Genomic DNA, 13,297 nt, shown 5'->3' on the forward strand with positions numbered 1-13,297 from the left:
TGCGGTTCACTGCACCTTCACATCAGCGCCCGCCGCCGCCGAATCTCCCGTCTGCGCGGGCGCTACCTGCCTCTCCGGATGCCGCGGATCATGCAACTGGTCCGCCGACCAGCCGCCGCCCAGATCGCCGAATAGCGACGCCGTGTCCAGCAGGCGTGTCTCCTGAACATTCAGCGCGGTCTGCTGAGTGCTCAACTGCGTAGCCTGCGCGGTCGCCACCGTCGTGTAGTCCACCGTGCCGGCCTGATACTCGTTGAACGCGATCTCGGCGCCACGGGTTGCGTCTTTTACAGCCGCCTCCAGGACGACCGATTGCTCGGCCAGGATTCGCAACCCGCTCAAGTCGTTTTCGACGTTCTGGAACGCCGTCAACACGGTGCCCCGGTAGTTGGCGACGGCCGCGTCGTAGGCCGCCTTCGCCACGTCGACGTCGGCGCTGCGCAAGCCGCCGTCGAAAAGCGTTTCGGTGGCGCTGCCGCCCAGCGACCAGACGTAGTTGGCCACGTTGAACAGACCGGACAACGGCGACTGCGTGAGGCCGGCCAGCCCGGAGAGGGAAATGTCCGGGTAATACGCCGACACCGCCACGCCGATCGCCGCGTTTTGCGTCGCCATCTTGCGCTCGGCGACGGCGATGTCGGGCCGGCGTTCGAGCAGCGTTGACGGCACGCCGACGGGCACGCCAGGCAGCGTCGGCATCGTGGTGCTGTGCGTAATCGATAGCTCTTCCGGATTCTTGCCCACCAACACGGCGATCGCGTGCGCGTCTTGAGCGCGCGCCACGCCGAGCGCGATCAGGTTGGACTGCGCCGTCTCGAGCTGGGTGCGGGCCGTGATCAAGTCGGACGGGGGGATGGTGCCCGCCTGGTCCTGGTCGGACACGACGTCCAGAAAGTGCTGGTAGGCCACGACCGTCCTCTGCAGAAGGTCGATATTGGCGTCGCTGATGCGTAGTTCGATGATCGCCGTGGCGAGCGCCACCTGCTCGGAGAGCGTCGCATTGGCGAGCGTCGCTTCGCTCGATTGCGCCGTCGCGGCGTTTTCTTCGATCGTGCGCCGCACCTGGCCCCACAGGTCAGGCGCCCAGCTCACGTTGCCCTCCAGCGAACCCGAGTTGACCACGCGCGCGGCATTGCCGACCGAGCTGCGCGCCTTGGTGCCCGAACCGGTTACGCCGATGGTCGGAAACAGGCTGGCATGCGCCACCCGCACTTCCGCCAGCGCTTCCTGATAGTTCGCGTAGTCCGCGCGCACGGTCTGGTTCGACACCGACACCAGCGGTTCGAGCTGGTCGATCAGCGGATCGTTGAATGCCGTCCACCAGTCGCCTTTCGGTTTCTCCGCCGCGGGCTCGGCTTGCGTCCAGCCCGGCAATTCCGAATAGGTGGCGGGCACGTTGACTTGCGGCCGGTGGTAGTCCGGGCCGACCGTGCAGCCGCCGGCCAGCAGGGCCAGCGTCGCGACGGCCAGCGGCCGAAGCGTCCCAAAGCGGTTACGGGAATTTTTCATGGTCATGCCCTCGTATCCGGTTGTCCGGGTCGCTGCGCGTCGCGATTCCATGGCAGGTTGGCGGACCATCCGACCAGCCTGAAACGCAAGCGGTCGAGGTAGAGGTAGATCACCGGCGTCGTGTACAAGGTAAAGACCTGACTCAGGATCAGTCCACCCATCACCGTGATACCGAGCGGTTGGCGCAGCGACGCGCCCTGGCCAATGCCGATGGCGAGCGGCACCGCGCCGAGCACGGCCGCGAAGGTGGTCATCATGATCGGCCGCAGACGGACCACGGCAGCCGAGTGAATCGCCTCCTTCGCCGGCATGCCTTCGCTGCGTTGCAACTGGATCGCGACGTCGACCATCATGATCCCGTTCTTCTTGACGATGCCGATCAGCAAGATGATGCCGATCAGCGCGATCACCGAGAACGGTGTGCCGAAAATCAGCAATGCCAGCGTCGCGCCGATGCCCGCGGACGGCAGCGTCGACAGGATGGTCAGCGGGTGGATCGAGCTTTCGTACAAGACGCCGAGCACGATATACACCACGCCGAGCGCCGCCAGGATCAGCAGCGGCACCGTCCCCATGGACTGCGAGTAGGCCGCCGCCGCGCCGGCAAACGATCCGTGGATGCTGGCCGGCATGCCGATCTCGCGGATCGTGTTGTCGATCGACACGGCCGCCTTGCTCAACGAACCGCCCGCCGGCAGGTTGAACGAAATCGTCGCGGCTACGAGGCCGCTCTGGTGGTTCACCTGCGTCGACGTATGGCTGTTCGAGTACGAAGCCAGCGCCGCCAGCGGCACCATGGTTTCAGCCGACGTGCTGTCCGCACTGCCGGTCGAACTGCCGCCCTTGCTATTGGCGATGCTGTTGTTGGTCGCGTTGGCTTGCGCGTTCGAGTTGAGTGCGTTCGTGCCCGACGAAGTGGCCGTACTTTCGGTCGCCGCCTTCACGCCCGACACCGTGGCGCCCGGCATCTGTGTGCCCGCCGTGCCGGTGGCGTTGCCCGACGCCGTGCTCAGGTAGATCTGGTTGAGCGTTTGCGGGTACTGCCAGTAATCCGGCGCGACCTCCATCACCACGAAATACTGATTGAGCGGGTTGTAGATGGTCGACACCGTCCGCTGGCCGAACGCGTCATACAGCACGTTGTCGACCTGGTTGGGCGCAAAACCGTAGCGCGCCGCCGTCGAGCGATTGATTTTGATGTAGGTCTGCAGCCCGTTTTGCTGCAAGTCCGAGTTCACGTCGAGGATCTGCGCGTGCTCCTTGCTGAGCGCGGCGACGAGTAGCGGTGTCCACTTGAACAGCGCGGCGGAATCGTCGCTGGTGAGCGTGTATTGGTACTCGGCGGCGGATTGCCGTCCGCCGATTCGCAGATCCTGCTGTGCCTGCATAAAGAGCCGGGCGCCCGAGACCGCATTGAGTTTGGGCCGCAGGCGGTTCACGACCTCGGTGGCCGTGGCATGGCGCTCCGCCAGCGGCTTGAGTTCGACGAACACGTTCGCGGTATTGAGCGCGCGGCCGCCGGTAAAGCCGGCTACCGAGGCCACGGCCGGATCCTTCTGCACGATCTCCTGCAATTGCGTGAGCTTCTTTTGCATCGCGGTAAAGGAGATGCTCTGGTCGGCGATGATCTGCCCAATCAGAATGCCCGTGTCCTGCTCGGGAAAGAAGGTGGCCGGCACCAGCTTGAACAGAAACACGTTGGCGACCAGGAGGCCGATCAACAGCAGGATGACCAGCAGCGCATGGTCCAGGACGGCCGTGAGCGAGCGCGCGTAGGCATTCTTGAAGCGGTCGAACTGTTTTTCGACCCACATCGCCCAACGGGCTTTCGAATGCCCGGCGTTGTCGCGGCTCAGCACATAGGCGCACATGGCCGGCGTGACCGTCAGCGAAATCACCAGCGAGATCAGGATGGCGACGGACAGCGTGACCGCGAACTCATGGAACAGCAGGCCGACCACGCCCGGCATCAGCATGATGGGGAGGAACACCGCAATCAGCGACAGGCTCATCGAGATCACCGTGAAGCCCACCTCGCCGCTGCCCTTCAGGGCTGCCTCTTTCGGACTGAGCCCCAACTCCATGTGACGCACGATGTTTTCCAGCACCACCACCGCATCGTCGACCACGAAGCCGGTACCGATGGTGAGCGCCATCAGCGAAAGGTTGTCGATGCTGTAACCGAGCAGGTACATCGGCCCGAAGCTACCCACGATCGACAGCGGCAGCGCGACGGCCGGTATCAGCGTGGCGCGCGGCGATTGCAGAAAAATGAACACGACGCCCACCACCAGCAGCACGGCGATGAACAGGGTGCGCTCCGTGTCGCCCACCGACGATCTGACCGACTCCGAGCGGTCAATCGCGATGCCCACGTGCACACTGCTCGGCAGCGTCGCCTCGATTGACGGCAGGACCTTGCGGATCTGCGCGACGGTGCTCACGACATTGCTGCCGGGCATCGGATACACGATGACGAGAATGGCGGACTTGCCGTTGAAGAGGCCGGCATTGCGGATATTTTCGTTCGAATCCCTGACCTGGGCCACGTCGCGCAACAGGACCGGCGCGCCGTTGCGGTAGGCGACCACCAGATCGCGGTACGGCGCGGCATGCGTAATCTGGTCGTTGGAGGTGACCACGTAGCGCTGGTCGCCCTCGTCGAGATGACCTTTCGCGCTGTCGGCGTTGGCTGCGCTGAGCGCCGCGCGCACGTCTTCCAGGCCGATGCCGTAGCTGCTCAGTTTGCCTGGCTGCAACTCGACGCGTACCGAGGGCAACGCGCCGCCGCCGAGCGTGATCTGACCCACCCCCCTGACCTGCGAGAGCTGCTGCTGGATCACCGAATCCGCGGAATCGTAGAGCTGCGCTTTGGTGAGCGTGTCCGACGTCAGAGAGAGCACCATGATCGGCGCATCTGCCGGGTTGTACTGGCGATAGCTCGGATTGCTGCGCAGCGTAGTCGGCAAATCGGCGCGCGCTGCCTGGATGGCCGCTTCGACGTCGCGCGCGGCGCCGTTGATGTCGCGCTTCAAGCCGAACTCGACCACGATCAACGACGAGCCGACGGAGCTGATCGAAGTCAGTTCTTCAACGTCGGCAATGGTGGCGAGCCGCCGTTCGAGCGGCTCGGCCACCGTGGTCCCCATGATGTCCGGGCTCGCGCCCGCCATGTTCGCCTGCACCACGATGACCGGAAAGGCAATGTTCGGCAACGGCGCGACCGGCAGCCTGAAGTAGGCGAGCGCCCCGGAGATCAGGATTGCAATGGCCAGAAGCGTGGTCGCGACGGGCCGCCGGATGAATAACGCCGAGATGTTCAAGGCGCGTCCTCCGCCCCGCCTCCCGGCGAATTCTCCGGTTTATTGCGGTTGCGCCAGCGTCTCGTCCGCTCGGCCATTCTGTCGAAGAACAGATAGATCACCGGCGTGGTGAAGAGCGTCAGCATCTGGCTCAGCGTCAGACCGCCGATGATCGCGAGCCCGAGCGGCCGGCGCAATTCCGAACCCGTGCCGGTGCCGAGCAGCATCGGCAGCGCGCCGAGCATGGCGGCGAGCGTGGTCATCAGGATCGGGCGGAAACGCAGCAGCGACGCCTCGAAGATCGCCTCGCGCGGCGCCTTGCCGTGATTGCGTTCGGCGTCCAGCGCGAAGTCCACCATCATGATGGCGTTCTTCTTGACGATACCGATGAGCAGCACGATACCGATAATGCCGATCACATCCAGGTCGCTGCCGGCGATCATTAGCGCGAGCAGTGCGCCGATACCCGCCGAGGGCAGCGTGGACAGAATCGTCACCGGATGGATGAAACTCTCATAGAGCACGCCGAGCACGATATACACCGCCACCAGCGCCGCGATCAGCAGATAGACTTCGCTCGACAGCGAATCCTCGAATGCCTGGGCCGCGCCCTGCAGCGACGAGGTGATCGACGGCGGCAGATTCACCGATTGTTCTGCCTGATGGATAGCCGTGACGGCCGTGCTCAACGACGCATCTTTCGCGAGGTTGAACGAGATGGTGACCGATGGGAACTGCGCCAGATGGCTGATCACGAGCGGCGACTTCGTGATCTGGATCTTCGCGATGCCCGACAGCGGCACCTGGCCCGTGCTGCTGGTCTGACTCGGCAGATACAGGTTGCCGATCGACTGCACGTTCGGCAACGCTTCCGGTTTGGCGACGAGAATCACGCGGTACTGGTTCGACTGTTCGAAGATAGTCGAGACGATGCGCTGGCCGAGCGCGTCGTACAGCGCGTTGTCGATCGTCGCGGGCGTAATGCCGAAGCGTGCCGCCAGTTGCCGGTTGACTTCGACGTTCACGCTGAGGCCGTCGGTATTCATGTCGCTTTGCACGTCGGCGAGCGACGGGATCTGCTTCATCCGCGCGATCAGTTCCGGCACGTACTTCTGGAATGCCTGCTGGCTCGGTCCGCGCAGCACGAAGCTGTACTGGTTCGGTGAGACCGTCGTGTCGAGCGTCAGATCCTGCTCAGGCTGCATGTAAAGCCTGACGCCCGGCACATGGGCGACTTCCTGTTGCAGACGCCGGGCAATCTCTTGCGCCGTGTCGGAACGCTTGTCGTGGTCGCGAAGATTGATCAGGAAGCGGCCATTGTTCAGCGTCGAGTTAGTGCCGTCGATACCCACGTAGGAGGTCAGCGAAGTGACATCCGGGTCCTTCAGGATCGCATCGGCGAGCGCGCCCTGGCGATTCACCATCGCGGCGTACGACACCGAGTTGTCGGCCACGCTGATCCCCTCGATCACACCGACGTCCTGCACCGGAAAGAGGCCCTTCGGAATCACCACGTACAGGATGCCGGTCAGCACGACCGTGCCGACGGCCACCACGAGCGTCAGCACCTGGTGATCCAGCACCCAGCGCAGGCCGCGTTCATAGGCGGCGAGCGTTTTGTTGAACAGGCCCTCGCTGATCCGCTCAAAGCGACTCGGATGACGTTCGGCCTGCGCGCGCAACATGCGCGCACAGAGCATCGGCACCACGGTCAGCGACACGATCGCGGAGATCACGATGGTGACGGCAAGCGTCACCGCGAATTCGCTGAACAGACGCCCGATCACCCCGCCCATGAAGAGCAGCGGAATCAGCACGGCAATCAGCGAGATGGTCAGTGACAGAATCGTGAAGCCGATCTGCCCCGCGCCTTCCAGCGCGGCTTCGAGCGGGGTCTTGCCTTCCTCCAGATACCGCACGATGTTCTCGATCATCACGATCGAGTCGTCGACCACGAAGCCGGTGGCGATGATGAGCGCCATCAGCGAGAGGTTGTCGATCGAGTAGTTCAGCTGGTACATCACCGCCAGCGTGCCGATCAGCGACACCGGCACCGATATGCTCGGAATCAGCGTGGCGGGCACGTTGCGCAGGAACACGAAGATCACCGCCACCACCAGCACGATGGCGAGAATCAGTTCGAGCGCCGCGTCGGAGACCGACGAGCGGATCACGCCCGTGCTGTCCGACACCACGGTCACGTTCATGCCGGCCGGCAGCGTGGATTCGAGCTGCGGCAGTTGCTTCGTGATCTGGTTGACGGTCGCGATCACGTTCGCGCCCGGTTGCCGCTGCACGTTGAGCACAATGGCCGGTGAGCCGTTGTACCAGGCGCCGCGCTCCACGTCCTGGGCGGCCTGACTGACTCGCGCCACGTCGCGCATGAACACCGGGGCGCCGTCCTTGTAGGCGATCACCGTGTCCAGATAGTCCTTCGGATCGGTGATCTGATCGTTGCCGTTGATCGTGTAGTCGAGGTCCGGGCCGTCGAAATTGCCCTTCGGCTGGCTGACGTTGACATAGCTGAGCAGCGTGCGCAGATCGTCGATGTTCAGGCCGTAGGCGGCCAGCTTGTGCGGGTCCGCCTCGACGCGGATGGCCGGCACATTGCCGCCGCTCGTCGTGACCACACCCACGCCCGACACTTCGGAAATCTTGGTGCCGAGACGGTTGTTGGCGATGTCTTCAAGCTGGGTCAGCGACATCGACTTCGAGGTGACCGCGAGTGTCAGGATCGGCTGGTCGGCCGGATTGACCTTGGCATACGTCGGCGGCGCGGGCAGGCCGGAGGGCAGGTAGCTGTTGGAAGCGTTGATGGCCTGCTGGACGTTCTGCTCGGCGATGTCGAGGTTCAGCGACAGATCGAACTGCAGCGTGATGACCGACGCGCCGTCCGAGCTATACGACGTCATCTGTTGCAAGCCGGGAATCTCGCCCAACTGCACTTCGAGCGGCGCCGTGACCGTGGTGGCCATCACGTCCGGGCTCGCGCCCGGATAGAACGTCTGCACCTGGATGGTCGGATAGTCGACGCTGGGCAGCGATGAAACCGGCAGCACGCGCATGGCGACGAGGCCCACCAGCACGAGGGCGATCATCAGCAGCAGCGTGGCTACCGGTCGAAGAATAAACAGGCGGGAAATATTCATCGGCGCGCGAGCCTGCTACGACGAAGCCGCATGGGCCGCCGCCGACGACGGCTCTGCCGCGGACGCAGCAGCGGGTGCGGAGGTGGCAGGCTCCGCGGCGGTGCCGCTGGCCGATGGATTGGCCCCCGCGGGCTTCGGCTTGGCCGCCTGGATTTTGGCGCCGTCGTTCAGGCGGTCTGTGCCGTCCGTGACCACCTGGTTGCCTTGAGAGAGGCCAGACAGGATGACCGTGTTCTTACCGTCGCTCGGGCCGAGCTTGACCTTGTGTACCGAGACGGTGTTGTTCGCGTTGACCAGATAGACGAAGTCGCCCGGCGCGCCGGTTTGCACGGCGGGGGTCGGCACCAGCACGGCATTCTGCATCGTATCGACCAGCAACTTGACATTGACGAACTCGTTGGGGAACAGCGCTTCGTTTTCGTTGGCGAACGTGGCGCGTAAGGTAACGGTGCCGGTCGCCGTGGCCATCTGGTTGCTGACTGCGTAGAGCGCTCCTGTGGCAACCTCGCGCGCGTTGTCGCTGGTATAGGCGGTGACCGGCAACGTAGCGCCGCCATTCACGCGCTGCACGATGGAGGCCAGCGCGTCCTGTGGCACCGTGAATTGCACGGTAGTCGGCTTGACGGTGGTGATGACGACGATCCCCGTCGACGATGACGCCGTCACGTAGTTACCCGGGTCGACCAGACGCAGGCCGACTTTGCCGGAGACCGGCGCGGTGATGCGGCAATAAGCCAGGTCGAGGTCGAACTGGGCGATGTTGGCGAGATCGGACTGGACTGCGGCCTCGTCCTGCTGCACGAGGAATTTCTGATCCTCGAAGGTCTGCTGGGCGATCGACTTGCGCTCGTTCAACTGCGTGAAGCGGGCAAGATCGGCACGCGCCTGGGCAAGTGATGCGCGGTCTTTCGCGAGTGTTGCCTGAGCCTGCTGCTTGCTGATCTGATATTGGCGAGGATCGATCTGGGCGAGGAACTGGCCTTTCTGTACTTCCTCGCCTTCGTGATACCCAACGGCCGTGAGGTAGCCGCTTAGCTGCGGCAGCACGGTCACGGTGGCAGTCGGGGTGACCGTGCCGAGTTCGCTCAACGTGACCGGCATCGAGCCGAGTGTAGCGCTCGCCACAGTGACGACGATGGGTGCGACGTCGCGCGAGGGTTTCTTCTGGGTCAACAGGTGAACAACGACAAGCGCGACTAGCGCCAGCACAACAACCGCAAACAGAATGAGCCCGCGTCGGGAGCGCTTGGGTTGCTTGGACACGGCTTCGCTCATAGGTATCTCCGCAAACAGATGCTGCCGTTGATGATCGGGCGGGGCGTCATTTTCTGCTGGGTTTTCGAGAACATGCCATGGTTCTCGTGCGTTGTCACAGATCAATGCCCTTCTGGCATAGTGTTAGCTAATCGAAAGCAAGGCGGACTTGCCTTGGTGGAAGCGGGCATGGCATCAATGTACCAGGTGCGCGCAAGGCTTGAGTTACCGGCGTAAACATGTCGGGTGTCTTTCGGCCCGCAGCTTGCGCCAACGGACGGTTGAACGTGGGGGCTTCCTTTGGGCGCGCCCGGTGGCTTTGTCGGCGAGCGGCAATACACGCTGAAAGCCTGGTGAAATTATTCGCTACTTTGACGCCGTCGTAGCTGCCGGTATGAGGATGAGGGGCACCTTGATCCACTTAGACCATCGATCGTCAGCGCACTAGCGAACTGAGATTTACGCCGTCAGCGGGCCGGGCGCGATGACGGTGGGCCGCCAGGACATGCACTTTCACAAGATGGGTAGGAAGATGGGTGCGCGGGTAGGAGGGGACCATGTCACGACGACAGTAGCATCGGCTCAACGCGTTGCGCGTCGCAAAGGAGGTGGCCCCGGGCCATTGCGCCGACGGGAGGCTCTACGTCGAGCCGACGAAGCTGACGGCCTTTACGCCAGTATGCGCGGGCAATGACAGCATGCGTATCAAACAATTACAAAATTTACTATAAAAGCCGTCTGGACGGTTTTATACTCTCGGCGAGAGGTACCCGTGCGCGATGGGGTTTCGGATCAACCTCGCTTCCTACCCTTGGCGTTGGCGGAGCTTACCTCGAACTACTGTGTGCACGATGCTGAGCTTGGTCCAGTGGTGGGCTTTGTGCACTGTATTACCTCGCGTTCGAATTCGAACTGCGGTCCCGGGCTCAATATGTCCCGACGGTTGTTCATCAATTATTGTTGGAAAAGGAGTTCCTGATGCGTTTTTATTTCGGCCTTCGTCTTACCAGTTTCGCCGTAGCCGCGGGGATTGCATGTCATGTCCATGCAGAGAGTTTTACCTCGTCTGCCTCAAGCGCGGGTTCGGCATCGAGTGGCAGTGTTTCGGATTCGTTGCACGGATCGAGCAACAGCTCGAAAGATGACAAGACTGCGGAAGGTGACTATCGTATCGTCGACGTTGCCGAAGCGACAGGGCGTACCGATCACCTCACGGTGACGATGGTGTCCGATCACACGCAGCAACGCATTGCGCTCGATCTGCCGGCGAAGGTGTTTGCACAGCAAGGCCTTGGTCGAGGCGATCTCGTGCATACGCAGCATCGGCCGTACGGTTACGAATTCGCGCGCGCAGATACGCGCGAAGCGTTTTATCTTGTGCTGGCCGACGACTGGCACGATGAGCTTGCACCGCATGCCGTGAGAAGTATGTGAACCTGCGCCGCTTGTTGATCTCGGTACTCGCGATTGCGATCGTTGGTCCGGCTCATGTGTCGATGGCAGTGGCGGCCCAGCCCGCCTTGTCGACGGCATCGAATTTTTGCGGCCGCTCGCAGCCATTCACGGCAGCGCAGCAGGATAAATTGTTGCGGTTTGCGGCAGTCGTTCGTCAGGAAGTTGCGGCGACGGACAGCGGAGCAGTGCTGATTAGCCGTTCGGGCCTTAATCTGTCGCGTTTTGGTATTCGCTATTCTCACGCTGCCGTTGCCTTGCGCAAAGAATCCGGCACATGGATGGTCCGTCAGCTCTACTACGATTGTGACGAGGGACGCCCCCGTCTCTATGACCAGGGCCTCGCTGGATTCGTGATGGGTATTGATGATGTATCGCATGGCTATATCTCGATCGTGCAGCTGCCCGTAGGTGCAGGTGATGCGCTACGGAATACCGCGCTCGATACATCACGCGCACTACAGCTTCTGGCGGCGACCTACAGTGCCAATGCCTATCCATTCAGCGTTCGTTATCAGAATTGCAATCAGTGGGTTGCAGAACTGCTTGCATTGTCATGGGGCAATATTGATGGAGGCAGAGAGCTGCGCGAGCGAGCACAGAATTGGCTGCGGGAGGCCAAATACACCCCCCAGCCGGTCGATGTTGATTCGCATTTGCTGATGTTCGCGGCTACGTTCGTGCCACACGTTCATCTCGACGATCATCCGCAGGAAGACATCTTTGCAATGCAGCTGAAAGTCAGTCTTCCATCAACAGTCGAGACGTTCGTTCGAGACCGGCAACCTGATAGTGAGCGAATTGAGATCTGCTATGCCGATAAGCGAATCGTCGTGCACCGAGGATGGACTCCAATCGCTGATGGGTGTGAGCCCGCCGAAGAAGATCGCGTTGTGTCGCTGGATTAGCAGCGCATGCCCGCACGCTGAGTACGCTAGTGATTTCTGATCTGTCAGGCTGACATATGACCGCGACGTTCGCGTCGCCGGGAATGTCAATGTGGGAGAGGCCTCTCGAATCGATATCTCGAGTTAGGGCGGATCCGTCACGGTTCAGTGAGCGGGGGCTTTGCTCACCTCAACATAATCCACAGGCGGAAACTCTTTCGTAAGCCTCGGCACGTCATGTGAAAACACAGCCGTGGTAATTTGCGTGCGTGCGTGCGTGCGTGCGTGCGTGCGTGCGTGCGTGCCGATGACGTGCGCGCGGCGTGCGATATACGGGGAGGGCACCGCAGCGGATTCGCCGCCACCCGTAGCGCACGTCGTCAATTCGTCACGCGAGTGTCAAGTCTTGGCGGGAATGTCTACGCCGCAGTCTTTTCAGACTCGGAAGGACGGTCAGATGTCCATCGATCTTCGTCGAGTAACAACTTAAATAGCCGCTCTCGTTGTCTGTCTGAAACTGGAGAAAGCCCCAGGAGTGTGGTGTAAGCCAAACCTCGTGCTGCGATCAGACGTAAGAGCGCCATGTCTGGATCCTCGGCCTCGCTCCGTATCTTCCGTGTCTGCGCAGCGTCTTCATCGCGAATTTCACTGAGCAAAGTTGGATCTTCCACAAGGGTGGCTAGAATCGCCCTCGCCACGGAGTGTGGTTGATTAATTGATTCCCGGGTTACCGCAATCTGACACGAAAGCGTTGGTTCACGAAGAGAATCGCCCTTAGTGGCCAGGAAATTATCGGCGAACGACCTGTAATGATCTTGCTGGTAGGCAAGTAGCGCCTTGAGGATATCGCCCTTCGTACGGAATTGATGTAGTAGCCCGCCTTTACTGATCCCGCTTTCGCGAGACAGCGCGTCGAAGGTAAGTCCGCCTGGACCATCCCTCGTCAGGATTACGAATGCCGCCTTGATAGCGGTGTTTCGGGATCGCTCCGAACGGGTAGGATTGTCCATGTCTTCCTATGAAATGTGAGGGCCATCCGCACGAACCGTAGTCCGGCTAACATCCGTGCAAAAAAACCGCGAGATCAATAAATCTCGCCCTTGCGAGACCTGCCATTCTATCAAGAGTTCACCGACTTTCACCTTCGGGCTAAACCACCTTCCCGCACTAATGTGCTTACGGCTGCCGATGTATCACCGGACCGAGCCGCGAGGAAACTGTGTTCGAGCTATTCAGTATGCCGTCCGGTCCGAACTGGAAGCTGATAGCGGAGCTACGGACGTTAGTCTCACCGACAAGCGGAGCGACGGCCGGCAACCACGTTGCCGTGAGCGACTTTGATTCCGAGAACGCATAGACAAGAAAGTTCGATCCATCTGGCAATCTGGACGTCGACGATGGCGTGCCCAGTCTGGCAAGCACCTGCTGCTGCGTGGTCACCCCGGGGTTGAAGTCGGATATATCCTCGGGTTTAATCACCTCCTCTGTCGAGACGCAGCCGACCAGAAAGCACACATAAACGGCCGACAGAATCATCGTGGGTCGCAAGCCTTTCATACCATACGTCCTTCGTTAAGAATTTGGGTTAGCTTGATGTACACCAAAGGGCTTGGGAGTGCGGCGGTCGATGAGTCGCCACAGTCGACGCGTGCCTGGTTGCATCACGGAGCAGCCAGTCATATTCAAGAATGCAGAATTGATGCTATCATAACAAACCGCCTGGACGGTTTTATTTGTGGCTTAT

8 protein-coding genes are annotated in these 13,297 nt (G+C 61.5%); 2 read left to right on the forward strand and 6 right to left on the reverse strand.

The genetic code is table 11. The features are described from left to right. Positions 1-6 precede the first annotated feature (6 nt). Genes KHO23_RS10090 through KHO23_RS10105 form a run of 4 tightly spaced genes read right to left on the reverse strand, consistent with a single transcriptional unit; the run spans position 7 to position 9,235 of the window. Positions 7-1,509, reverse strand: a complete 1,503-nt coding sequence (locus KHO23_RS10090) for an efflux transporter outer membrane subunit (RefSeq protein ID WP_236066779.1) — start codon at positions 1,507-1,509, stop codon at positions 7-9. A 2-nt stretch (positions 1,510-1,511) separates the two neighbouring features. Beyond that, positions 1,512-4,832: an efflux RND transporter permease subunit gene (locus KHO23_RS10095; protein ID WP_211610878.1), complete on the reverse strand. Its 3,321-nt coding sequence runs from the start codon at positions 4,830-4,832 to the stop codon at positions 1,512-1,514. Next, entirely contained in the window at positions 4,829-7,960 is a 3,132-nt protein-coding gene (locus tag KHO23_RS10100) for an efflux RND transporter permease subunit (RefSeq protein ID WP_211610879.1), read from the reverse strand. The genes KHO23_RS10095 and KHO23_RS10100 overlap by 4 nt, the downstream gene beginning before the upstream one ends. A 15-nt stretch (positions 7,961-7,975) precedes the next feature. Beyond that, positions 7,976-9,235 carry an efflux RND transporter periplasmic adaptor subunit gene (locus KHO23_RS10105; RefSeq protein ID WP_211610880.1) on the reverse strand — a complete coding sequence of 420 codons (1,260 nt, stop codon included), beginning with the start codon at positions 9,233-9,235 and terminating at the stop codon, positions 7,976-7,978. 957 nt (positions 9,236-10,192) lie between these two features. Between KHO23_RS10105 and KHO23_RS10110 the strand changes: the two genes are divergently transcribed. Next, on the forward strand, positions 10,193-10,648 hold the full coding sequence (locus KHO23_RS10110; protein ID WP_211610881.1) for a hypothetical protein: 456 nt from the start codon (positions 10,193-10,195) through the stop codon (positions 10,646-10,648). Next, positions 10,645-11,574 carry a DUF2145 domain-containing protein gene (locus tag KHO23_RS10115; protein WP_236066780.1) on the forward strand — a complete coding sequence of 310 codons (930 nt, stop codon included), beginning with the start codon at positions 10,645-10,647 and terminating at the stop codon, positions 11,572-11,574. The genes KHO23_RS10110 and KHO23_RS10115 overlap by 4 nt, the downstream gene beginning before the upstream one ends. A gap of 398 nt (positions 11,575-11,972) precedes the next feature. Here KHO23_RS10115 and KHO23_RS10120 read toward each other — a convergent pair whose 3' ends face one another. Beyond that, complete coding sequence (locus tag KHO23_RS10120; protein WP_211610882.1) at positions 11,973-12,563, reverse strand: TetR/AcrR family transcriptional regulator; 591 nt, start codon at positions 12,561-12,563, stop codon at positions 11,973-11,975. A gap of 166 nt (positions 12,564-12,729) precedes the next feature. After that, complete coding sequence (locus KHO23_RS10125) at positions 12,730-13,110, reverse strand: outer membrane protein assembly factor BamE (RefSeq protein ID WP_211610883.1); 381 nt, start codon at positions 13,108-13,110, stop codon at positions 12,730-12,732. Positions 13,111-13,297 lie beyond the last annotated feature (187 nt).

This window comes from Paraburkholderia haematera, assembly GCF_905220975.1.
Taxonomy (GTDB): Bacteria; Pseudomonadota; Gammaproteobacteria; order Burkholderiales; family Burkholderiaceae; genus Paraburkholderia; species Paraburkholderia haematera.

Coding starts and splice junctions, on each gene's coding strand:
- KHO23_RS10090 (WP_236066779.1), bottom strand. CDS start 1,509: ATGAAAAATTCCCGTAACCGCTTTGGGACGCTTCGGCCGCTGGCCGTC.
- KHO23_RS10100 (WP_211610879.1), bottom strand. CDS start 7,960: ATGAATATTTCCCGCCTGTTTATTCTTCGACCGGTAGCCACGCTGCTG.
- KHO23_RS10105 (WP_211610880.1), bottom strand. CDS start 9,235: ATGAGCGAAGCCGTGTCCAAGCAACCCAAGCGCTCCCGACGCGGGCTC.
- KHO23_RS10110 (WP_211610881.1), top strand. CDS start 10,193: ATGCGTTTTTATTTCGGCCTTCGTCTTACCAGTTTCGCCGTAGCCGCG.
- KHO23_RS10120 (WP_211610882.1), bottom strand. CDS start 12,563: ATGGACAATCCTACCCGTTCGGAGCGATCCCGAAACACCGCTATCAAG.
- KHO23_RS10125 (WP_211610883.1), bottom strand. CDS start 13,110: ATGAAAGGCTTGCGACCCACGATGATTCTGTCGGCCGTTTATGTGTGC.